The organism is Glycomyces tritici, assembly GCF_030403505.1.
On record NZ_JAUEMJ010000009.1, the window covers coordinates 168,279 to 191,528 of the forward strand.

Consider the following 23,250-nt stretch of genomic DNA (forward strand, 5'->3'; position numbering starts at 1 on the left):
CACTCGGGCCCGGTTCAGCGCAGGTGCCGCTTGGTCCTCGCGGTCGGCGCCACCGAGTAGGGGTCCTCGGGCCACGGGTGCTTGGGGTAGCGGCCGCGCATCTCCTTGCGCACGTCCTGATAGGGCCCTTCCCAGAACGAGCGGAGGTCGGCGGTCACCGCGAGCGGCCGCCCGGCCGGGCTCAGCAGGTGCAGGAGCACCGGCACGCCCGCGATCCGCGGGGTGTCCACGGCGCCGAACATCTCCTGGAGCTTGACGGCCAGGACCGGGGTCTCCCCGGAGTAGTCGACGCGGGCTTCGCGGCCGGTGGGCACACTGAGCGCTTCGGGCGCGGTGTCGTCGATGCCCGCCTGCCACGGCAGGAGGTTCCGCAGCGCCTGGCCGACCGGGATGCGCTCCACATCGGACCTGCGCCGGGCCCGGGACCACCACGGCTCCAGCCAGTCGGTGCCAGCAGTGAGCGCGGCGTCCGACACGTCGGCCCACGGCTCGCCGATCGCCCTGCGGCAGAACGCCATGCGGTCGCGCAGCCGCTTGGACTCCTCCGACCACCGGAGCAGGCCGAGGCCCTCGCGCCGCAGGCCTTCGGCGAGGGCCGCGGCGACGAGAGCCGGGTCGGCCTGGCGCAGCGGCTCCGCGGACACCTCGATCGCGCCCAGCGAGCGCACGCGGCGCGCGGCCACGTCCCGGCGCTCGGGGTCCCACTCGACGCGGTCGGCCGTGCTGTCGCCCACCAGGTCGCAGGCGAGTTCGCCGTCGATCGGCACGGCCGCGCGGATGATCGCGGCGGCGCGGCCGGGGGAGCGGTCGGCGTCGGCGATGGCGAGCCACGGGCTCCCGGCGAGCGAGGACCCTTCGGCGGCGACCGCGCCGGTTCCGGCGACGGTGCGCCACTGGCCCGCGCTCGCCGAAGGGCCGGGCCGGTTCGACTCGTTCGCCCTGCCCTGGATCGGTGTGAACGCCGCGCCCCCTTGGCGTTTCGCGACGCGCTCGGGAAAGGCGAGGGCGATGACGGTGGCCGCGGCCTCGTCGTCGCCGACCGCGATCCGACGCCCGGTCGAACGCGAAGCGGACGTATCGGCGGCGGGCGTGCGGCCCTGGGGAAGCGCGGTGTCCGAACCGTCCGCGCCCCGGACACTCGACAAGGCTCTGGCCAGGCGCTTGACCTCGGACTCCCACTGTCGGTCCCGGCTGGTGCGGAGCCGGCGCCACTGCGCGAGGAGGTCGTCGCCTTGCGCGCGGCGGTCGAGGTTGAGGAGCGCGGCGACTTCGGCGGCCTTCTCGGCGCCCACGCGCGCGGCACCGTCCACGAGGGCGCGGGCGAGCCGCGGGTGGACGCCCATGCGGGCGAGGCCCCGGCCGCGAGCGGTGGCCGCGCCCTCGTCGTCGATGGCGCCCAGGGAGCGCAGGGTCGCCTCGGCCGCGTCGATCGCGCCGGCGGGCGGCGGGCCCGGGAGGGCCAGGTCCGCCACCGGGGTGCCCCAGCAGGCGGTTTGGAGGCGGAACGCGGTGAGGTCGGAGCAGGCGATGTCCGGGGCGGGCTGAGCGGATCGGCGGAGGTGCTCGGCTTCGCTCCAGCAGCGCCAGACCGCGCCCGGGCCTTCGCGTCCGGCGCGGCCCGCGCGCTGGTCGGCGGCGGCCCGGGAGGCGTAGGCGGTGGTCAGCCCCGGCAGCCCGCGGGCGTGGTCGACGAGGGGCCGGCGGGCGAGGCCGGCGTCGACCACGATCCGCACCCCGGGCACGGTCAGGCTGGACTCGGCGATGTCGGTGGCGAGGACGATCCTGCGGCGGTGGGCGCTCGCTGTGAGGGCGCGGTCCTGCTCGGCCCCCGAAATCGAGCCGTGCAATTGATATATATCGACTCCGAGGTTTTCGGTGGTCAAGTGCGACAACCGCTCGGCGACGCGACGGATCTCGGCGGCGCCGGGGAGGAAGACCAGGAGGTCGCCGTCGTCCGTGTCGAGAGCGCGTTCGACCGTGCGGGCGACGTGGGCGAGGAACTTCGGGTCGACCCGCATGCCGTCAGGGGCGTTGACGCGCTCTCGCGGTGGGGCCCAGTGCATCTGGACGGGGTGGCGCATCGGCTCGGAGCTCACGGCGGGCGCCGGCGCGCCCTCGGCGCCGAGCAGGGCGGTCCAGAGGCCGATGTCGGCGGTCGCGGAGGCGGCGACCAGGCCGAGTTCGGGGCGCAGGAACCGGCGGGTCTCGGCGAGGAACGCGCAGGCGGTGTCGGTCTCCAGGTGGCGCTCATGGCACTCGTCGAGCACCACGAGGTCGACGCCGGGGAGCTCGGGGTCGGCGATGAGCCGGTTGAGGAGGACCCCGGTCGTCACGACTTCGACGCGGGTGGCGGCGGACCGGCGCGCCTCGCCCCGGATCTGGTAGCCGACGCGCTCGCCGGTCTGCTCGCCGAGGATCGCGGCCATGCGCGCGGCGGCGGCCCGGGTGGCGAGCCGCCGCGGTTCGGCCACGAGGACGCGCCGCTGTGGCATGTCACGTGTCACGCGTGACGCGGCATCACCTGCGGCGGGTATGAGGCCGGCGAGGGCGAGCGGCGCGAGCGTGGTCTTGCCGGTGCCCGGAGGCGCGGCGAGCACCGCGGTCCCGGTGCGCGCCACGGCCTCCAGGAGCGCAGGCAGGGCGTCGCGGATCGGCAGCTCGGGCAGCGCGGGCGGTTGCGGCATGCCGACCATTCTCGCCGAGGCCCGTCACGCCCGGCGACCGGACGAGGTGAGCGAGCGCACCTGCATCCGCGTCGCGCGTGCTCCGCGCCGGATCAGCCGGCCTGGACGCCGTCCGGGCAGGACGCGTCGTTGGCCACGTAGCTCAGTTCGATCGGGGTCTCTTTGCCGACCTCGCTGTCGGCCTCGGGGCTCTGGTAGAGCACCTCGCAGGTGTCGAACTCGCCGGTCTCGGTCGAGGTGGGGGTCGCGGTGACCGACGTGAAGCCCTCGTTTTCGAGCTCCTCGATCGCGTCGTTGACGTCCTGGCCGACGTAGTCGTCGATATGGACGAGATGGGGGGCCTCCTCAGAGGTCGCCTCTTCGGAGCTCGCCTCCTCCTCGTCGTTGTTGTTGTTGTCCGAGTCGTCCTCTTCGGAGTCGCCGGAGTCGTCGCTGGACTCTTCCGCGACCTCGGTGTCCTCCTCGGTGGCCTCGGGCTGCGAGGTGGCGTTCGCGTCCTCGCCGGCGGTCGTGTCGCCGTCGTCGCCCTTGTCGTCCCAGGGATTCAGCAGGAACAGGGCGATGACGAGCACCGCGATGCCGGCCACGACGACCAGGATCGGGCCGGTCGGGTTGCGCTTGGGCTCTTCGGCTTCACGCGGGGGCGGCAGCGGGCGCTCGGGCGGGCCTCCGGCCCCGAACTGGCCGGTGGTGGGGCTGCCGTACTCGTCGTGGTGCACCGGCTGGACCGAGGTGTGGGCGGGCGCGACGCCGGCGGCCATCGCCCCGACACCGCCCGGCGTCATCACCTGGGTGGACGGCGACTGCTGGAACGACTGCGGGGACGGCCCGGACTGGTACGGGTTCGGCGCGGGGGCGAGGATCGCCGTCGTGCCGCCGCCCATGCCGCCGGACTTGCAGACCTGCGCGAGCTCGGCGGCCGACGCGAATCGCTGGCGGGGGTCCTTCGCCAGGCAGCGCATGATGATCTGGGCGACCGGCGCGGGGACGTCGGGAGGGAGCGGCGCGGGCTGGCCGGTGAGGTGCCCGGCGATCGCGGCGGTCGGCTCGTTGCCCGCGAACGGGGGTCGCCCGGCGAGGCATTCGTAGCCGACGATGCCCAGCGAGTACAGGTCGGTCGCGCCGGTGAGCTGCGAGCCCTGGAGCTGCTCGGGCGAGGCGTAGGCGAGGGTGCCCATGACGGTGCCGGTCTCGGTCAGCCCCGCGCCGCCCTTGGCGGCGGCGATGCCGAAGTCGACGATCTTGACGGTGCCGTCGGAGCCGACGAGCAGGTTCCCCGGCTTGATGTCGCGGTGGATGATGTGGGCCTGGTGGGCGATGTGGAGCGCCTCGGCCGACGACGCCATGATCTTCAGCGTCTCGTTGGGGGAGAGGCGGCCCCGCTCGCGCAGCACGGTGTCGAGCGCCTGTCCGCGCACGAGCTCCATGATGAGGTAGGAGACGAGCCCTTCGGGGGCGTGCTCCTCGCCGTAGTCGTAGAGGCTGACGATCCCCGGCGACTGGAGCTGGGCGACGGCCTGCGCCTCCTGGTGGAAGCGGGCCCGGAACCGGTCGTTGCCGGACAGCCCCGAATGGAGGAGCTTGACGGCGACGACGCGGTTGAGCCGGGTGTCGGTGCCGCGCCACACCGCGCCCATGCCGCCCGCGGCGAGGCGCTGCTCTAGGCGGTAACGGCCAGCGATCAGGTTCCCGGGTTCCACCCTCGGCCTCGCTTCTGATTCGGGGAGCAGGGGACGTGGGAGAGCTTAGTCGGGAGGCGCGAGCCCGCCTGAGGGCGTCCGGGCGCACCGCGGCCCGCTCGGCACGGCTCCACCGTGTGCCATGTGATATGGCACTGCCCTGATCGATTCGGGCCCAAGGCGACCGGCCCGCCGCGCTCACTGCGTGTCGGCGACCGGCTCCAGGGTCAGGCTGATCGAGTTGATGCAGAACCGGGCGTCGTCGGGGTTGTCCCAGCCCTCGCCGTAGAACACGTGGCCCAGGTGCGAATCGCAGTTGGCGCAGCGCACCTCGGTGCGGCGCATGCCGAGGCTGTCGTCCTCGAGCAGCCGCACGCTGTCACCGGCCATCGGCGTCCAGAACGAGGGCCACCCGCAGCGGGAGTCGAACTTCGTGTCGGAGGCGAACAGCCGGGCGCCGCACGCGCGGCACCGGTAGACGCCCTGTCGCTTCTCGTCGACGTACTCGCCCGTCCACGGCGCCTCGGTGCCGCCTTCGCGCAGCACCCGGTACTCGTCGCGGCTGAGCTGCTCGCGCCACTGCGCGTCGGTCTTGCTCTCCTCGGCCATGCCCCCAAGTGTAGGAGCCCGAGCGCGTGCCGTCTCCCCTCCGCCGGTCCCGCGCACCGGTTCCGGAGCGCCGGGGAGCCCGAGCCCGCGGCGGCGAGCCGCTAGGATCGGGCACATGCGGTACCTCCTAGGCGACTACACCACTGAAGGCGGCCCCGGGCTCATCGTGGCCGGCCCCGACGGACTCGGCGCGGCGGCGGCGGTGGTCAACCCGACGTGGGTCCACGTCGGCCCCGAAGCGGTCTACACCCTCACCCACACCGAGCCCGGCTTCGCCGCGGCCTGGCGCCTCGGCGAGGACTTCACGCTCGAACGGGCGGGCCAGGGCCAGTCCACCGGCGGCGACAACCCCTGCCACGGCATCGTGGACCCCACCGGGCGCTGGCTGCTGGTCGCCAACTACGGCGACGGCGAAGGAGGCGGCTCGGTCGCGGTCCTGCCCATCGGCGAGGACGGCACGCTCGGCGAGGCCACCGACGTCTTCAAGCTCGCCGGTTCGGGCCCGGACGCGGACCGCCAGACCGGCCCGCACGCGCACCAAGTGGTATGTCACATGGGACGGGTGCTGGCGGTCGACCTCGGATCCGACCGCATCCACGCCTTCGACCTCAGCGACGCCGGGAAGCTCGTGCCGGCCGGGTCCACCGAGCTCGAGCCCGGGTTCGGCCCGCGTCACCTGGCGTTCCTGGGCGACCGCGCGATCGTGGTGGGGGAGTTGGCGAACGCCGTCGCGGTCGGCTCCTTCGACGAGGACTCGGCCACCTTCTCCTTCCGCTCCCCGGTGGCCCTGCCCGCCGGCGACGTCGCCGACTTCGCGGCCCTGCCCGACATCGGCCTGGAGGAGGACGCGCCGCGCCCGCTGCCGGCCGCCGTCGTCCCCGACCCCGAGCGCGGCCTGGTGTACGTCACCGTTCGCGGCCCCGACCAGGTCGCCACCGTGGACCCCGCGGACGGCTCGCTCCTCCGCTCGGTCCCCGTCGGCGGCACGTGGCCGCGGGACGCCGTGCTCACCCCGGACGGGACGCTGCTCGTGGCCTGCCAGCACTCCGGCGAGGTCGTCCGGGTCGATCCGACGGGCGCGTCCGAGCCGGTGACCGAGTGGACCGTCCCCGGCGCCACCTGCGTGGCTCCGCTCACATAAACGCTTCCCACCAGGAAAATTTGCGCCTGCTGCAAAATTTCTTCATCTGCATCTTGTGAACATGAGCAACCCCCACTAGGGTTGGCTCATGACCGACCAGACCGGACTCCGCGAACGCAAGAAGGCCGCCACCAAGGCGGCCCTCAGCGACGCCACGCTCCGCCTGGCCCTGGAGAAGGGCGGTCTCGAGGCGGTCGCCGCCGACGAGATCGCGGCGCGAGCCGGGGTGTCCACCCGCACCTTCCACAACTACTTCCCCAGCAAGGAAGCGGCCTTCCTCTACGACTTCAACGAGATCACCGGGGAGTTCATCGCCGCGGTGCGCGATCGCGCCGCGCGGCAGCCCGTCTGGGACGCCCTGCGCGACGCCTGCGTCGGCCTGCGCATCGACGAGCGCTTCGACATCACCCAGATGCAGTGCCGCGAAGAGCTCATCCACAGCTCGCCCGAACTCATCAAGGTCCAGGCCGGCCAGTTCATGGAGCTGTTCACCGAACTCCTCGCGATCGTCGCCGAAGCCACCGGGCGCAGCACCGAGGACCCCTACCCGCGGCTCATGCTCGGCAGCGCCCTGATCGCCATGAAGATCTCCAACGAGGACTGGATCGCCAACCCCCGCGGCCGCACCCTCGCCGAAGCCATCACCCAGGCGTTCGCGCAGATGGAGGCCGGCATCGCCCGCCCCCTCGCCGACGGCCCCGAACCAGACGCATAACCACACCCCATAGCCGCAACACACCAGGAAACCCGCCGCCGAAGACGCCGGCGAACACCACCCGAGCCGACCGGCCCCGCCGCCGCACACCCAACAGGCGCCGAGGGTCACGTCGTTCAAAGGCGCTGCCGTGCGACGGCACCGCCCGGTATCGACGGACCCCTCGAACGCCACCAGGCGGCGGAGCCGGAAGGTGAACCTGTAAGGAGCACCCAGCGTGGCCACCTTCCTCTACCGCCTCGGCAGAGGGTCCTTCAGACTGCGATGGCTCGTCCTCGCCGTCTGGGTCCTCGTCCTCGGCGGCGTCCTCACCGCCGCGGCGACCATGCAGCAGGAGACGAACCCCGAGTTCGTCCTGCCCGGCACCGAATCCCAGGAGGCCTTCGACCTCCTCGAAGCACGCTTCCCCGACGCGAACGCCGACGGCGGCACCGCCCAGATCGTGTTCGAGTCCGAGAACGGCGAACCGCTCACCGCGGACGCGAACAAGGCCGTCATCGACGACCTCGCCGCCCACATGCTCGACTCGCCGCAGATCGCCGCGGTCACCAGCCCCTTCGCCGTCGACGAAGCGGGCAACCCGATCGGGATGATCTCGGCGGACGGCCAGAACATCGCCGTCATGCAGGTCACCTACGCCGAGCCCGCCATGGAGCTCGACGAGGGCACCATCCACTACCTCGAAGACGCCATCGCCGACACCGAGGACGCGGGCGTCCGCGTCGAGGTCGGCGGCGACGTCCTCCAGCCGATGCCCGAGACCGGCACGACCGAGCTCATCGGCATCGGCGTCGCCCTGGTCGTCCTCGTCGTCACCTTCGGCGCCCTCCTCGCGGCGGGCCTGCCGATCATCACCGCGGTCCTCGGCGTCATGCTCACCACCGCGGGCATCCTCGCCGCGACCTCCTTCATGAACGTCAGCGAGTCCACCGGCACCCTGGCCTCCATGATCGGCCTCGCCGTGGGCATCGACTACGCGCTGTTCATCCTCTCGCGCTACCGCAACGAACTCGCCGCGGACGGCCGCGTCGACGACAAGCGCGCCCGCGCCGAGGCCATGGGCCGCTCCGTCGGCACCGCCGGCTCCGCCGTGTTCTTCGCCGGCCTCACCGTCGTGATCGCGCTCCTGGGCCTCTCGGTCGTGAACATCCCGTTCCTCACCGAGATGGCCGTGGCCGCCGCCGTCACCGTCGTCATCGCCGTGCTCATCGCCGTCACCCTGCTCCCGGCCTTCGCCGGGTTCGCCGGGAAGCGGATCTTCACCAAGCGGCAGCGCCGCCGCATCGCCGAAGGGCTGCACGACGCCAAGCCCAACGGCGGCAAGCGCTGGGCCGGGTTCATCACCCGCCACCCGATCCTCGTCGCCCTGGTCGGCATCATCGGCCTCGGCACGCTCGCCTACCCGGCGCTCGACCTCGAACTGGGCCTGCCCGACGCCGGCTCCTCCGGCGAGGACACCACCCAGCGCCAGGCGTACGACCTCGTCAGCGAAGGCTTCGGCGAAGGCTTCAACGGCCAGCTCATCATCGTCGGCGACCTCGAAGACGGCGTCGACGCGATGACCGCCGCGCAGAACATCACCGAAGAGCTGGGCGGCATCGACGGCATCGCCGTCGTCGGCCAGGCGTTCCCGAACGCCGACATGGACACCGTCATGGTCACCCTCATCCCGGAGACCGGACCGTCCGACCACGCCACCAACGAACTCGTGCACGAGATCCGCGGCGCCCTCGCCGACGACACCGACGCGAACTGGTCGGTCACCGGCGCCACCGCGCTGAACATCGACATCTCCGACAACCTCAACGACGCGCTGCTGCCGTACATGCTCATCGTCGTCGGCCTCGCGGCACTCATCCTGCTGCTGGTGTTCCGCTCCATCCTCGTGCCGATCATGGCGACGCTCGGCTTCATGCTCAGCGTGTTCGCCGCCCTCGGCGCACTCGTCGCGGTCTTCCAGTGGGGCTGGGGCGCCGAGCTGTTCAACGTCGACCAGCCCGGCCCGATCATGTCGATGATGCCGATCCTCATGATCGGCCTCGTCTTCGGCCTCGCGATGGACTACCAGATCTTCCTGGTGACCCGCGTCCGCGAAGCCTACGTGCACGGCGCCGACCCGAAGCAGGCCATCGTGGAGGGCTACGGCCACTCCTCGCGGGTCGTGGTCGCCGCCGCGCTCATCATGATCAGCGTCTTCGCGGCGTTCATCTTCAGCGGTGAAGCGCTCATCGCCTCGATGGGCTTCGCGCTGGCCGCGGCCGTCATCTTCGACGCGTTCGTGGTCCGCATGGCGATCATCCCCGCGATCATGGCCCTCATCGGCCGCGGCTCGTGGTGGATCCCCAAGTGGCTCGACCGCATCCTGCCGAACGTGGACGTCGAAGGGGACAAGCTCCAGGAGCACCTCACCAAGGACGCCCCGCGCGAAGACGAGCGCGAGCTCGTCGGAGCGTCCAAGTAGCCGATGCCTGAAGGGGACCGGGCCGACCCCCGGCCCGGTCCCCTCCGGCACTCGGTGAACGGGGGGACCCATGACGGTCTTCTTCTGGGCGATGCTCATCCTCATCGGCATGGTGGTCGCGGACTTCTTCGTCCCCATGCTTCCGAGCGCGACGCTCGTGACCGCCGCCGCCGGACTCGTCTTCGGCAACCCGCTCCTCATCGGCGTGCTGCTCGTCGGGGCCGCCGTCGCCTCCTGGCTCGGCGAATTCCTGGGCTACCGGCTGTTCCGTACGCTGCGCGCGGGCCTCGCCCGCCGCAGCCCGCGCGCCGTGCGCGGGCTCGTGACCGGCACCGCCCTGAAACTCGAGACGCTCCTGCAGCGCACCATCGGCGACCACCCGTACCGGACGACGATGGTGGCGCGGTTCCTGCCCGCCGGGCGCACCGCGCTGGCGTGGGCGGCGGCCGGCACCGCCAAGCCGCCCTACGCGCGCATGGCCGCGCTCGGCGGGGTCCTGTGGGCCGTGTACTCGGTCGGCCTGGGCCTGGCGATCGCCTGGATCGCCGGACCGGGACTGCAGTCGCTCGTCGGCTCGGTCGTCACCATGGCGGCCGTGGGGCTGTTCCTCGGCTGGCTCGCCCGCCGCTGGCAGCACACCCACCCCGACCAGCCGGGCGACACCGCCACGGTCCTCGCGATCACGGCGGCACCCGCGGTCGCCGAGCCGCCCTCGCCGGCCGCCGGCACCGACGACGCGAGCGGAACGGCGGCACGCGCCGCCTGAAACCGGTGGCATATCACATGTCACACTCCACAAGGGCCTGTCCGAGGCCGGCTGCAATCACGGCCGGACCCGGACGGGCCTTTCTGGGGTTTTTCGGGACATTGCGATGTGTCAATGTCACCCGCGATCACGATTTGTCACTGATCTGACATTTCCTCGTGTTTAGTGTCCTTTGCGGACCGGTACCCTGAGGCTTGTGCCAGGATCCCGGACACTACGGGTGGGTGTCGGCAGGGACTTGTGAAGGTGACACAGGTGGGAGTCCATGATCCGCGTACTCGTCCAGCACGACCAATGCCTCTGGCAGACGGCACTGAGCCGAGGACTGTCCGGCGAGCAGGGCATCAGCCTCATCGACGGCGCCGAACGCGATGAAGACGCGCTGGCGGCGGCCTTGCGCCTGCAGCCCGACGTCCTCGTCCACGACACCGGTTTACTGCCGCCCGAACGCGCCGAAGCCCTCTGCGCGGCACTGCCCGACATGAGCGTGCTGCTCCTCGTCGACCCCACCCGCACCGCAGGCCTCTCCGAAGACCTGACCCGGCTCGCGCCGCGTGTCGGCTTCATGACCACCGGGGCGACCTTCGAACGGCTCATCGACGCGATCCACCGCCTCACCGGCGGCGAGGCCGTGATCGACGGGACGATCGCGCTGGCGGCCATGCGCGCCCGGAGCAACCCGCTCACGAAGCGGGAGCGGGAGGTCCTGAGCCACGTCGGGACGGGCGCGACCACGCGGGAGATCGCGGAACAGCTGTTCCTGCGGGTGGAGACGGTCCGCAACTACCTGTCGAACGCGATCCACAAGTCGGGGGCGCGCAGCCGCATCGACGCGGTGCGCATCGCTCAAGAGGCGGGCTGGATCTGACCCGCGGTGACCCGGGCCGTCGCCTTGGGCGGCAGCGGATCCGGCGCGGCCGGGTGCTCGTCGCCCCAGTGCGCCAGCAGGCTCCGGTACAGCGGTGACGCGCCGCGCAGGTGCTCGTGGTCGCCGATGGCGGCGCTGCCGCCGTCGAGGACGAGGAGCCGGCGGGCCCGCATCGCGGAGCTCGCGCGGTGGGCGATGACGAGGAGGGTGCCGCGGGCGGCGAAGGCCGCCTCGGCGCGGGCCTCGGCGGCCGGGTCGAGATGGCAGGTGGCCTCGTCGAGGACGGCGATCGGGGCGGGGGAGCGGTAGGCGCGGGCGAGTGCGATGAGCTGCCGTTCCCCGGCCGAGAGCCGGCGCGGATCGAGCACCGCGTCGAGCCCGCCGAGCCGGTCGACCAGGGCCGCGGCGCCTACGGCGGCGAGTGCTGCGGCGAGTTCGGGGTCGGAGGCGTCCGGGTCGAGGTATCGCAGGTTGTCGCGGGCGGTGCCGGTGAAGACGTACGCCTCCTGGGGGATGAGCACGCGGCGCTTGGCGAGTTCGGCCGGGGTGAAGGCGGCGGCGTCGGTGCGGCCGTAGGCGACCGCGCCCGCGTCGGGTCGCAGGAGGCCGCAGAGGAGCGCGGCCAGGGTGGACTTGCCGATGCCGCTGGGGCCGATGATCGCGAGGTGGTCGCCTTCGGGGACGGTGAGGTCGAGGTCGTCGACGGCCGGTGAGGCGTGCGGGCCGTAGGCGAAGCTGAGGCCTTGTGCGGTGAGCGCGGGCGGTTGATTGCCGGGGTATCGGGTCGGTTCGTCCTGCCCCCGGGGCCGGGTGTGTCCGAACTGGACTGCCCCCGGTTCGATGGTGTCGTGAGGGTCCGACAATTCGAGGTCGTCTGTTCCCTGGGGTCGGGTGTTTCGGATCGCAGGGCCCCCCGGTTCGAGTGTGGCGCGGGGGTGTGACAGTTCGGCAGTGGCAGTGGCAGTGGCAGTGGCAGTGGCAGTGGCAGTGGCAGTGGCAGTGGCAGTGGCGGCCGGGGCGTCGGCGCGGTCGCTGGGATGGGCCGACGTGTGCGAGCGGTCGTCGAGAATGCGGCCCAGGGCGACGCAGAGGCGCAGGCCGCTGTTGCCGAGGCCGCTGACGAGGGTGTTGAGGGCGGGTTGGATGCCGGTGAGCACGTAGAGCAGCGCCCCGGTGAGCGCTCCTGCCGTGAGCCCGCGGTCGGCGAGCCACGGTGCGGCGGCGAGGACGGCCAGGAGCGGCAGCCAGCCGCCAACCGCGAAGCACATGGCGCGCAGCGCCGCCGCGCCGGCCAGTGCCCGCTCGGCGGCGGCGAGCCGCTCGATCGGTCCGGCGGTGAACGCCTCGCCGTACGCTTCGCCGCCGCAGCCGGTGAGGTCGGTCGCGGCGGCCGCGACCTGGCCGACGCGTTCGGCCATGCGCTCATCGGCCTCGGCGGCGCGGCGGTGCCGCGCGGCGGCGAAGCCGATCGTCGCGATGAAGGCGAACAGCCCCAGCAGGAACGGCGGCAGCACGAACAGCGCGAGGCGCGGATCGAGCGCAAGCAGGCCCACGGTGACACCGACTGCGGTGACGAGGCATCCGCGAACGGCGAGCACCACGCCCGCGTAGGAGTCGCGGGCGATCTCGACCTGTCGGGCGAGGCGGGAGACGGCGCCCGTGTCGGGTCGACCGGCCACGGAGTCCTGCAGCGCGTGACCTATCACATGGCGCACCAGGCGGTCCCGGAACGGCTCCACTGTGGCGCCGAGGGTCGCGTAGAGCCCGCGGGTGCCGAACGCGCCGACGACTGCGGCGGCCATGAGCCCGCCGAGCCAGGCGACGCCGGTCCAAGGGCGACCGGCGAGGAACCCGTCGTCGAGGGCGCGCGCGACCATGAGCCCGAAGAGCGCGGTCGGGAGCGTCTCGGGAATCGACCAGAGGAAGAGCGCGAGCAGGGCCCTCGGCCGGAGTCCGGAAGCGGCGTAGCGCAGGACGGCCCTCATGACGCGGCCGCCGAGCAATGTGAGGAGCGGCGGGGGTGATGCGTGACATGCCACCGCAGTGTCCAGGGGTTCGCGCGGTGGGTCGCACGCGAACGCGAGCGTGAACGGCGTCGGTGGTGGGGATGAGGGCCCGGGGTCGGGGCGACGGCGACGGCGCGCGGCGCCTTGCCGGGCGGCTGCATTGTCGTCGTAGTGGGGCCCGGACGCTGGTCTGAGTTCATTGGTAGAAGACCTCCCGGTAGTCGGGGTCGGCCCACAGGGTCCGATGCGGACCCGCGGCTCGCACTGCGCCCGCTTCCAGCCACACCACCATGTCCGCCTGGGCCGCGACCCGGACCTGGTGCGTCACCACGAGCCTCGTTCGGCCGCTCGCGGCCAATGCTTCGGCGATGCGCAGTTCGCTGACCGCGTCCAGGGCGGCGGTCGCGTCGTCCAGCACCAGGAGGCGTTCGGCTCGCCAGGCGCGGGCGAGGCCGATGCGCTGGGCTTCGCCGCCCGACATGGGGACCTGGTCGAGCGGTGTGTCGTAGCGGTCCGGGAGGCGTTCGGCGAAGCCGTCGGCGCCGACCGCCGCTGCTGCGGCCGTCACCGCTTCGCGGGGCCGGCCCGGTCCCATCGCGTCGGCGAGGGTGGCTCCGGCGAGCGCCGGGCGTTCGGATGCGGTGCCCACCGCGTCTCGCAGTGCCTCGGACGACAAGTGGTGCAAGGGGACCCCGTCCAAGCGCACCTCGCCGCGATCGGGGTCGCGCAGCCGCGACGCGACTGCTGCGAGCACCGATTTTCCCGACCCGGAGGCGCCCACGACCGCCGCGACCGCGCCGCCGGGGACGGTGAACGTGACGTCTTCGAGGAGCGGTCCTGTCGGGCCTTCCACGGTCACCGCGCGGAGTTCGAGCAGGCCGTGAGTCGAATGAGGCGCACCAGGACCGGCGGGCAGTCCCTGGCTCGGCACCGATGCGGCTTTCGCCGAGCGGTCGGTGCGCGCGGCGCCGGCCGAGCCGGTGTCCTCGCCTTCGCGTGCGGGCTGCTCGCCGTTCGTGCGGGTGCCCTGGGGCAGGGTTCGGTCGCCGTACTCGAGCACCGGCACCGCGTGGACTTCGCCGAGTCGCGCCACCGCCGCTTTCGCGCGCGCGAGGACGCCGAGCACGCCGGTCAGTGAGCCCAGGCCCGCGCCGAGCATCGCGTACTGGCCTGCCGCCAGCACCTCGCCCGCGCTCATCCTGCCGTGGCCCACCAGGATTCCGGCGACCGCCAGCACGCCGACCGTCGCCAGTGGACCGGCGACCGCCGCTCTCGCGCCGGCTGCCGAGAGGGCGCGCCAGCTCGCCTTGCCGTGCTCGGCGAGTTCGGGGAGGTCGGACAGGACGCGTTCGGTCTCGGTGTCGACGGTGCCCGCGGCAGCGATGGTGCGCCTGCCGCCGATCGCCTCGGTCAGTCGCGCCGCCATGGTCCCCTGCGCCCGCTGGTAGGCCATCGCGGCGGCGGCGGTCTCTTTCGCGAAGAGCCGCAGCACCATCGCCACCAAGGCGAGGCCGATCGCGAACGCCAATGCGAGCGTCCAGTCGAGCCACAGCAGCATGCCCAGTGCGCCCACGGGCGGCAGTGCCGCGGCCAGTCCGCCGATGACGCCGGGCCCGGCTTGGGCGGCGTCCGCGGCGCCTGCCGAGGTGCGGGCGACGAGGTCGCCGGTGTCGAATTCGCGGATGCGGTGGGGGATGCCGAGCATGCGCCGTACGAGCCCGCGGCGGAGCCAGGCCGCCGCGTCCGCGGTGCAGGTGGTCTCGGTGAAGGCGTCGACGAGGTCGCATGCGACGCCGAGCAGGATCAGCGCCGCCGCGATCCACGTCCAGGTCTGGGCCCCGCGGCCGGCGACGGCGCTGTCGATCGCGTTCGCGAGCGCCAGCGGCAGGGCGAGCAGGCTCAGCGTCCCGGCGAGGGCGGAGGCGCCGAGGAGGGGGAGCGTGCGGCGGGAGCGGCGCACGACGGTGCCGAATGCGAGTGCGGGGGCGGTCATCGGCGGCTCCGTTCATCGACCTCGGCCCCGGACGGCAGTGCGCCGTCCGGGGCCGAGGTTCGGATTCGGCTAGTGGCAGAGCAGGATGCTCAGGCTGCTGGTGCCGCCGCAGAGGGTGGCGCTCAGGTTGGACGGGCAGGAGTGCCCGCTGTTGCTGCTGCCGGCCGTGTTGAGCTCGTTGTTGCCTTCCATGCCTTGCAGGTCGAGGAGAGCCATGTTCGTGTCCTTTCGTCGTTCTACTGGGAAACTGGGTTCACCTGCGCGCGAGGCGCGGGTGTCTGTGGGGCAGTGGAACTGCCGATCAGCGGGAGCCGGGCTTCGGGCCCCGCTTCGAGTGCCGCGGCGAGGGCGAGCAGGACGCCCGCGCTCCCGGTCGCGAGGTCCATGGAGAGCCGCAGCAGGCCGGTGCCGGGGAAGGCCATGCCGTCCGCGTAGGGGAGGGCGTGCCAGGCGAGGGCGCGGGCCTGGTCGCGCACGGCCGGGTCGGCGGCGGGGTGCTCGGTGCGTCCGGCGAGGTACAGGAGGATGCCGGCGCGGCCGGTGAACAGGCCCGGGAGGATGTACATGGGGGAGCGGGCGGCGAGGGCGAGCTGCTCGGAGGCCTCGGCGAACGCGGCGTCGGGGCGCCGGGTGAGGTAGGCGTCGAGGGCGAGGCCGAGGCCGACGCTGCCGGCTTCCAGGTAGGGCATGGTGCGCCAGCCCTCGTCGATCTCGCGGGAGCCGTTGGAGCGGACGACGCTGCGGCCGAGGTCGGCGCGCAGCGCGGCCGCGGCGGTGTCGAGGTAGGCGGTGTCGCCGGTGGTGTCGAAGGCGCCCATGAGGAGCATGGCGCGTCCGGCGCCGCCGCGCATGAGTCCGGCCCACGGTTCGCGGCCGCCGCTGCGGGGTCCGCCGGCGGTCTCGGCTTCGAGCCGGTCGGCGACGAGGCCCGCGCAGGCCAGCCCGGTCTCGGTCAGGTCCGGTTCGCCGCGCGCCGCGCCCAGGTGGAGGAGGTTGAGGCCGATGCCGGTGAGGCCGCCGAACAGGTCGCCGCCCAAGGACTTCCAGTCCTCGCTGAGGACGACGTCGACGGTGTCGAGGGCGGCCTGGTGGTGCCCGAGCCGGTCGAGGGTGAAGGCGGCGCCGCACAGGCCGTCGTAGAGGCCGAGGCGCGAGCCGGGGGCGGGGCTGGTGGCGCGCTGCAGGAGCCAGTCCTCGAACCGCTCGAACCGTCCGGCGCCCGCGGCGTCCAGGGCGTGCAGGACGCCGGCGGCGCCGAAGGCGAGGCCGAGCCCGCCGGACTCGAACTGCTGCACGTCGCCGGGGAAGAGCCGGTCGTCACGTTCGGGGGTGGCGCCGGCGACGATGGCGCGGGTGATCGCGTCGCGCACGGCCGGCCAGTCGTCGGGCTCGGTGCTCGGGGCCTCGTAGGCGTATTCGGGCGGGGCGATGAGGTCCACGGCATCGTCGAGCCAGCCGTCGGGGACGGGGAAGCGCTCGCGGATGATCTCGGCGAAGTGGCGGGCCTTGAGCCGGTGGAGGCCGAGCAGGTTCGTCATCGGCAGGAACAGGGCGAGCTTCATGCACGCGAGCGAGTACCGGTCGGCGGCGGCGCCGGTGAGCGAGCGCGGGGCGGCGAAGCCCTGGTTGCCGAGGCCCGCACGGCGTTCGGCGTCGACGTCCCCGGCGACTTCGAAGTCGAGGAGGCAGGCGCGCCCGTCGGGGCGGACCATCACGTTGAACAGGTGCAGGTCGCCGTAGGAGAGGCCGCGTTCGTGGATCTGGGCGACGACGGCGGCGATCTGGTCGTGCACGTCGACCGCCCAGGCGGTGAAGGCGGCGTACTCCTCGGCGGTCGCGTCGGCGTCCACGAGCGGGTAGCGGGTGACGACGGCCTTGCTCAGCACGTCGCCCTCCACGTACTCCATGGCGAGGAAGCGGTGCTCGCCGAGCCAGAACACGCCGTGCGACTCGGGCACGCCGGGGACGCCGGTGAGGCGCTCCAGGACCTGGTGCTCGTGCTCGACGCGGGCGACCGCGTCGGCGCCCCAGGCGTCGAGGCCGGCGTGCGGGCGACCCTCCTTCAGGACCGCCTGGCGCCCTTCGCGGTCGCGGGCGAGGTAGATGCCGCCGCCGTTGGAGAAGTGCAGGACCCGTTCGATCGTGTAGGGGATCTCGTCCACCTTGACCGCGCTGCGGGCCTCCAGGTGCGGTGCGAGGAACTCGGGGAGCTCGACCCAGTCGGGGACGTGGAACACCGGGTCGCGCCGGTCGGCCACGAGGCGGCCCTCGCCGTCCAGCAGGGCCGGGACGACCGCGCCTCTGGCGTCGGTCGTGTACCGGTTCGCGAAGGCCCCGTACCGGACGTGCAGCGGTCCCGCACCCCAGCGCAGGTCGCTGAGGATGTACGGCCCCGCCTCACCGTCGAGCAGCGCTCCCAGTTCGGAGAGGATGCGCTCGCACTCCGCATCGGAGCCCGGGTAGATCGTCACGAGCTTCCCCGAGTAGCCGCGGGGCGCGTATTTCGACACCCGCACGAGCAGCGCGGCAGAGGACCGCAGGAACTTGAACTGGATGCCGCGCGGCACGCAGTAGTCCCACACCGCCGCCAGCACCCGCTCCGCGCCGTCCATCGTGGCCGAAGCGTGGATCTTCCAGCCCTGCAACGGCAGTGCGGTGTCGTCGCGGCGCATCGTCAGCCAGTCGTCGGACTCCGAGCGACGCCAGCCCTCCGGGAGGTCCCGCCCGGCCACCTCGAACGAAGCGCCCGCCGTCTCGGCCGAGTACATCGCGTCGTAGAAGGCCGGGTCCGCCATGGTGAAGGCCGCGTACCTGTCGTCCATCATCCGGATCCTCCCTGAGCCGCACCCCTTGTGCTGCACCTCATCCTGCAAGATCCCAAAGGTCCGAACCACCCTGATTCATCACTGATTCCGCCGTGAATATCCCATGGCCGCCCCCGGGACCCCTTGCCGTACGGCACCGGCATTGATAGCGTCTGCCAGCGTGACTTCACCGCTGCGAACGTTCGGACCGCTCGACCACAGCCACACCGGGTGGGCCTCGGCCGCGCTCGCGATCGGCAGGCCCGCCGCCGAGCTGGCCGCCGCCGGTCCCGACGCCACACCCGTGACCATGTCGAACCACTCCCACGCCGAGGACTGGTTCGAACTGCTGACCCGCCCGCTCTGGGGCCTGGCCGCCGCCAAGGACGCCGTCCCCGACGACCTGTGGGCCTCCCTCGCCGCCACCCTCGCCCGCGCCGTCGACCCCGAGGACGCCTGGTACGTCGGCGACGCCGCGAACGGCGGCCAGCGCATCGTCGAGGCCGCCGCGGTCGGCTGGGCCTGCAGCCTCGCCCCCGACAGGCTCTGGGACCCCCTGGCCCCCAAAGCGAAGGACAAGCTCGCGGCGTGGCTGACCGGCGCCTACAACGGCCCGGTGGCCGACATGAACTGGCACTACTTCCCGGTGTTCGCCGGCCACGGACTCAAGCGGCTGGGCATCGCCCACGACCCGGCCGTCGCCAACGGCCACTTGGAGCGCATGGGCGACTTCGCGCTCGGCGACAGCGTCTTCGAGGACGGCCCGGGCGGGCGCGTCGACTACTACAACCCGTTCGCGTTCCACACCTACGCGCTCCTGCACTACAAGCTCGCCGGGGACGACCGGTACGTGGCGAACGCGGGGGCGTTCGCCCGCAAGTTCCGGTCGTGGTTCAGTGCCGACGGCGCGGCCGTCCCCTACGGGCGCAGCCTGGGCTACCGGTTCGCGCAGGGCTGCCTGTGGGGCGCGCTGGCCGCCGCGGACGTGGAGGCGGTGCCGTGGGCCGAGGCCGCCGGGTTCAGCCGCCGCCACCTCGAATGGTGGTGGGACAAGCCGATCCTGGACCCGGAGGGGCGGTTGACGGTGGGGTACGCGTACCCGAACAACGCGGTCGCCGAGCAGTACTTGACCGCGGGCTCCCCGTGGTGGGCGACGAAGGTCTTCGCCGGGCTGCTGGCCCCGGCCGATCATCCGTTCTGGACGGTGGAGGCGGCGCTGCCGGGCGCGGGGGTGGAGCCGCACAAGGCGGCGCGCGCGGTGCATGTGCGCGACCGCGGCGGCCATGTGACGCGGTTGAACGGGCAGGCGTGGGTGCCGTGGGCGCGCACCGGCGAGGCGGCGTACGGGAAGCTGGCGTACTCGACGCTGGCGGGGTTCTCGCATGCGACCGGTGGTCCGGGCCTTGAGTCGGCGGTGCCGGACGGGGCGCTGCTGTTGTCGGAGGACGGCCGGCACTGGCGCGGCCGTGAGGACTCCGATGAGGGGTCGATCGACGAGAAGGGGGTGCTCACCGTCAACTGGCAGCCGTGGGAGGACGTGACCATCACGACCTCGCTGGAGGCGGCGGTCGACGGGTGGCACGCCCGCATCCATGTGATCGAGACCGAGCGGGTGCTGCACACGGGGGAGGGCGGCTGGTGCGTTCCCATGCCGGGCCACGTCTCGGAGGTCGAGGAGTCCCATGTGGTGGTGTCGAGTGCGGGGCTGCGTTCGGAGTTGATCGACAGCACGGGGGAGCGGGAGGCGGCGCTGATCCAGCCGATGCCTGGCACGCACTTGTACTGGCCCGCAACGGTGCTGCCGGTGCTCAGAGGGGTCCTCGAGCCGGGCAAGCACGTGCTGAAATCTCTGATATATATCGGAACCGAGGCTTAACGCCTCTCTTTGAAAAACAGACAAAAAGACTGAAACGTGCGCGGCTTCGCCGCGCTCTCACCAGAAGAACGACTGCGAGCCCGGTCACGATCGCGATGCGGGTGTCACAAACGGCGGCCCTGTTCGGCTCTTGGAGTGCGACAGGCCGAAAACGCTGAGGAGGGCCGCCGTGAACGCAGTTCCAGATCCACCGGCCGTGGTGTTCAACGAGCACCGCGAGCTGCTGTTCGGCATCGTGTACGGGATGCTGGGCACCGTCGCCGACACCGAGGACGTGCTCCAGGACGTCTGGCTGGCATGGGAGCGCCGCTCGCACGGCGCGCCGATCGAGCACGCCCGCGCGTACCTGGTGCGGGTGGGCATCAATGCCGCGATCGCCCGCCAGGACGCGGTGAAGCGCCGCCGCGAGACCTATATCGGGCCGTGGCTGCCCGAGCCGGTGCTCACCGAAGCGGCGCCCGACGCCGCGGAGCCGGCGCTGCGGGCCGAGTCGGTCTCGTTGGCGCTCATGGTGGTCCTCGAATCGCTGACCCCGGCCGAGCGGGCGGTGTTCGTGCTCGCCGAGGTGTTCGGGTACGCGCACGGCGAGATCGCCGAGCTGCTGGGGCGCTCGCCGGCGTCGGTGCGGCAGACCGCGCACCGCGCCCGGTCGCACGTCCAGTCGCGGCGCCCGAAGTTCGCGGTGGACCCGGCGGTGCACCGGCAGGTCACCGAGCGGTTCATGGCCGCCGTCTCGGGCGGGGACATCGACGGGCTGCTCGGGCTCATGGCGCCGGACGTGGTGCTCACCTGCGACGGCGGGGGCCTGGGTCCCGCGGCCGGGCCGCGGCCGATGCGCGATGCCGAGCGGATCGCGGCGCTGCTGGTCAGCCGCCGGTTCCGCCGCCATGAGGGGCTCGAGGTCGAGTTCCGCCCGGTGAACGGCTCGCCCGCGGCGCTGATGTGGCGCGAGGGCCGGGTCGTCGGGGTCCTCATGCTCGACCTGACCCCGGATCTCGACCGGGTCGCCGCGGTGTACGCGGTCACGAACCCGCAGAAGCTCACCACCCTGCGCTGAACTTCAGCGCCCTTCATGCCGTGCCGGTCCGCCGGCAGCGGTGCTCCATCACTGTGCGCCGATCCGGCGCGAATCCGAGGAAGTCCAATGAAGCTCACCGTCATCGCAGCGACGGGCGGGGTCGGCCGCGCCGTGCTCGCCCAGGCGCTCGAAGCGGGCCACGACGTGACCGCCGTCGCCCGCGATCTCTCCAAAATAGACAATCTGGTTCCGGCTGTGGCCGTTGATCTCGCCGATCCGGTCACCGAAGCCCTCGTCGCGGCCGTGGCCGGGGCGGACGCGGTCCTCTCCTGCCTCGGTCCGCGCGCCAAATCCGAGACCGGCATCGTCGCCCCCGGCACTGCGCGCATCATCGCGGCGATGCAGGCGGCCGGGGCGCAGCGGCTCATCACCGTGAGCGGCATCGGCCTCACCACCGTCGCGACCTCGTCCCGCCCACGGCCGCCGCGCCGCGAACCGGGTGCGGGGCCGTTCCTCAACTTCGTGACCCTGCCGATCGCGCGGGCCGTGATCGGCACGCATATGCGGGACGTCGCCGCGATGGAGGAGCTGCTCGACGAGAGCGGGCTCAACTGGACCTCGGTGCGCCCGCCGCGCCTCACGGACGGACCGCTCACCGGTATCTACCAGGTCGCCTACGGCACCAGCCTGCCCTTGGCGCTCAAGATCTCCCGCGCCGACGTCGCCCACGCGATGATCGGCGCGATCGACGACCAGCGCGCCTCGCGCACCTACCTCACCACCGCTTACTGACAGGGAGTCTCGTCATGTCAACGCTCTACTTCGTCCTCGCGATCACGTTCGGCGTCCTCAACCTCGGTTCGGGGATCGGCGCGATGGTCCGCCTCAAGGTGATCCTGCCGCTCATGGACGGCGCGAACGTGCCGCAGTCGATGCTGGTCTTCCCGATCGGCGTCCTCAAGGCCGCCGGCGGGATCGGCCTCCTGCTCGGCCTGGCGTTTCCGCCGGTGGGCCTCGCGGCGGCGGCCGGCCTGGTGCTGTTCTGGACTTGTGCGGTCCACACGCACGTGTTGGCGGACTTCTGGCCGAAGGAGACCGTCGGGACGTTCACGTTCCTGGCCTCCTCGATCGTGCTCCTGGCGCTCGGCCTGGCGGTGTGAGCGCGAGCGTTCACCACCAGGCGGGGCGGGGTTCTCGCGGCAGTCTTGAACATTTCGCATTATTCGGGCAATCTGAGGGCCGACAACCGAGAAGCCGAGTCCTCCTCGGCCGCAAGCCCTCTGGAGCCGCATGCACCTCCCGCCCCGCCTGGCGGCGCTCACCGCGCTGACCTCGCTCGCCGCCCTCACCCTCGCCGCCGCGCCCGAACCGGTCGCGGCGCAGGAGGCCGCACTCAGCGGCGACCTCTCCGTCCTCTCCTACAACATCGCGGGCCTGCCGCTGGGGATCGGCGACGGGGACCCTGAGACGAACACCCCGATCATCGGGTCCCGCCTGGGCGCGTACGACATCGTGCACGTCCAGGAGGACTTCAACTACCATGCGGCGCTGTACGCGGCGGACGACCATCCGCACCGGACGCCCACGAGCGGCGGCGTGCCGTTCGGCGACGGCCTCAACACGCTCTCGGACCTGCCGTTCGAGGACTTCGAGCGTGTCAAGTGGCAGCAGTGCTCCTCCGGCTCGGGCGACTGCCTGACCCCCAAGGGCTTCACGTTCATGCGCGCCCGCCTCGCCGAAGGCGTGTGGGTCGACCTGTACAACCTGCACACCGACGCCGGGAGCGAACCCGGCGACGTCGCCGCCCGCGAAGCGAACCTCGCGCAGGTGTCGGCGCACATGGCGACGCACTCGGCCGGGAACGCGGTGATCGTTTACGGCGACACCAACACGCGCTACACGCGCGGCGACGGCATCGCCGAGTTCGCGGCCGCCAACGGCCTCACCGACGCTTGGGTCGAACTCGTGCGCGGCGGCGACGCCCCGAACGAGGGCGATGAGGCGATCGTCTGCGAGGACGCCACGGTCGATGCGGGCTGCGAGGTCGTCGACAAGGTCCTCTACCGCTCGGGCGAGCACGTCAAGCTCGACGCGGGCCAGTACCGCAACGACCACGCCGCGTTCAGGGACGGGAGCGGCGGGAACCTCTCCGACCACTACCCGATCAGTGTGGACTTCTCCTGGTCCACGGGCGGCGACTTCACCCTCAGCGACCAGGCCGGCGGCCCGCACGGCGAGTTCTTCACCGATGTGGACGACCTCGACGCGGGCGACGCCGCCCGTGTCCTGCGTCTGCGCGCGGGGGAGCGGATCGACCAGATCGGCGCGACCCTCATCGACGGCACCGTCCTCACGCACGGCGGCAGCGGCGGCACGCTCAAAGAGTTGACGCTGGCGGCGGGGGAGTACCCGACCGCTCTGCGCGTCTGCCAGGGCAAGCACGACAACCACACGCGGATCTTCTACGCCCGCTTCACGACCAGTACCGGCCGCACGCTCGAGGGCGGTACGGCTACGGGCGACTGCACGACGTTCACGGCCCCGCCAGGTTGGCAGATCGCCGGTTTCCACGGCCGTGCCGCAGCGGCCCTGGACAAGGTGGGCGTGGTCTACACACGCCGGTGACGGGT

At 72.4% G+C, this 23,250-nt stretch carries 17 protein-coding genes; 10 read left to right on the top strand and 7 right to left on the bottom strand.

The window, feature by feature from the left end; translation table 11 throughout:
* Positions 1 to 14: 14 nt before the first annotated feature.
* The 3 genes from hrpB to msrB form a co-directional block, all read right to left on the bottom strand.
* Positions 15 to 2,684 (bottom strand): ATP-dependent helicase HrpB, encoded by a 2,670-nt coding sequence (gene hrpB / locus QWI33_RS23685; protein ID WP_289959430.1) that lies wholly within the window; start codon positions 2,682 to 2,684, stop codon positions 15 to 17.
* Between the two features lie 92 nt (positions 2,685 to 2,776).
* Complete coding sequence (locus QWI33_RS23690) at positions 2,777 to 4,384, bottom strand: serine/threonine protein kinase (RefSeq protein WP_289959431.1); 1,608 nt, start codon at positions 4,382 to 4,384, stop codon at positions 2,777 to 2,779.
* 177 nt (positions 4,385 to 4,561) lie between these two features.
* Positions 4,562 to 4,972, bottom strand: coding sequence for a peptide-methionine (R)-S-oxide reductase MsrB (gene msrB, locus QWI33_RS23695; RefSeq protein ID WP_289959432.1), 411 nt, complete (start codon positions 4,970 to 4,972; stop codon positions 4,562 to 4,564).
* Positions 4,973 to 5,087: 115 nt separating this feature from the next.
* Here msrB and QWI33_RS23700 point away from each other — a divergent pair, with 115 nt between their 5' ends.
* From QWI33_RS23700 to QWI33_RS23720, 5 genes are all read left to right on the top strand, one after another.
* Positions 5,088 to 6,113: a lactonase family protein gene (locus tag QWI33_RS23700; RefSeq protein WP_289959433.1), complete on the top strand. Its 1,026-nt coding sequence runs from the start codon at positions 5,088 to 5,090 to the stop codon at positions 6,111 to 6,113.
* An 88-nt stretch (positions 6,114 to 6,201) separates the two neighbouring features.
* Positions 6,202 to 6,828, top strand: a complete 627-nt coding sequence (locus tag QWI33_RS23705) for an acyl-CoA-like ligand-binding transcription factor (RefSeq protein ID WP_289959434.1) — start codon at positions 6,202 to 6,204, stop codon at positions 6,826 to 6,828.
* 217 nt (positions 6,829 to 7,045) lie between these two features.
* On the top strand, positions 7,046 to 9,289 hold the full coding sequence (locus tag QWI33_RS23710) for an MMPL family transporter (RefSeq protein WP_289959435.1): 2,244 nt from the start codon (positions 7,046 to 7,048) through the stop codon (positions 9,287 to 9,289).
* 70 nt (positions 9,290 to 9,359) lie between these two features.
* Positions 9,360 to 10,055 (top strand): DedA family protein, encoded by a 696-nt coding sequence (locus QWI33_RS23715; RefSeq protein WP_289959436.1) that lies wholly within the window; start codon positions 9,360 to 9,362, stop codon positions 10,053 to 10,055.
* Between the two features lie 265 nt (positions 10,056 to 10,320).
* Positions 10,321 to 10,923 carry a response regulator transcription factor gene (locus QWI33_RS23720; RefSeq protein WP_289959437.1) on the top strand — a complete coding sequence of 201 codons (603 nt, stop codon included), beginning with the start codon at positions 10,321 to 10,323 and terminating at the stop codon, positions 10,921 to 10,923.
* Here the strand turns inward: QWI33_RS23720 and QWI33_RS23725 are convergent.
* The 4 genes from QWI33_RS23725 to lanKC all read right to left on the bottom strand — a co-directional run bounded on the left by QWI33_RS23725 (position 10,902) and on the right by lanKC (position 17,744).
* Positions 10,902 to 12,908 carry an ATP-binding cassette domain-containing protein gene (locus QWI33_RS23725; protein ID WP_289959438.1) on the bottom strand — a complete coding sequence of 669 codons (2,007 nt, stop codon included), beginning with the start codon at positions 12,906 to 12,908 and terminating at the stop codon, positions 10,902 to 10,904. The genes QWI33_RS23720 and QWI33_RS23725 overlap by 22 nt on opposite strands.
* A 217-nt stretch (positions 12,909 to 13,125) precedes the next feature.
* On the bottom strand, positions 13,126 to 14,922 hold the full coding sequence (locus QWI33_RS23730) for an ATP-binding cassette domain-containing protein (protein WP_289959439.1): 1,797 nt from the start codon (positions 14,920 to 14,922) through the stop codon (positions 13,126 to 13,128).
* Between the two features lie 69 nt (positions 14,923 to 14,991).
* Positions 14,992 to 15,138, bottom strand: a complete 147-nt coding sequence (locus QWI33_RS23735) for a SapB/AmfS family lanthipeptide (RefSeq protein WP_270116863.1) — start codon at positions 15,136 to 15,138, stop codon at positions 14,992 to 14,994.
* Positions 15,139 to 15,158: 20 nt separating this feature from the next.
* Positions 15,159 to 17,744, bottom strand: a complete 2,586-nt coding sequence (gene lanKC / locus QWI33_RS23740; protein ID WP_289959440.1) for a class III lanthionine synthetase LanKC — start codon at positions 17,742 to 17,744, stop codon at positions 15,159 to 15,161.
* Between the two features lie 163 nt (positions 17,745 to 17,907).
* Here lanKC and QWI33_RS23745 point away from each other — a divergent pair, with 163 nt between their 5' ends.
* The 5 genes from QWI33_RS23745 (at position 17,908) to QWI33_RS23765 (ending at position 23,245) form a co-directional block, all read left to right on the top strand.
* Positions 17,908 to 19,602 (top strand): DUF2264 domain-containing protein, encoded by a 1,695-nt coding sequence (locus tag QWI33_RS23745; protein ID WP_289959441.1) that lies wholly within the window; start codon positions 17,908 to 17,910, stop codon positions 19,600 to 19,602.
* 169 nt (positions 19,603 to 19,771) lie between these two features.
* Entirely contained in the window at positions 19,772 to 20,659 is an 888-nt protein-coding gene (locus tag QWI33_RS23750) for a sigma-70 family RNA polymerase sigma factor (protein WP_289959442.1), read from the top strand.
* Positions 20,660 to 20,746: 87 nt separating this feature from the next.
* A complete protein-coding gene (locus QWI33_RS23755) occupies positions 20,747 to 21,412 on the top strand; it encodes an NAD(P)-dependent oxidoreductase (RefSeq protein ID WP_289959443.1) in 666 nt (221 codons plus the stop codon).
* A gap of 14 nt (positions 21,413 to 21,426) precedes the next feature.
* On the top strand, positions 21,427 to 21,780 hold the full coding sequence (locus QWI33_RS23760) for a DoxX family protein (RefSeq protein WP_289959444.1): 354 nt from the start codon (positions 21,427 to 21,429) through the stop codon (positions 21,778 to 21,780).
* A 130-nt stretch (positions 21,781 to 21,910) separates the two neighbouring features.
* Positions 21,911 to 23,245 carry a jacalin-like lectin gene (locus QWI33_RS23765; protein ID WP_289959445.1) on the top strand — a complete coding sequence of 445 codons (1,335 nt, stop codon included), beginning with the start codon at positions 21,911 to 21,913 and terminating at the stop codon, positions 23,243 to 23,245.
* Positions 23,246 to 23,250 lie beyond the last annotated feature (5 nt).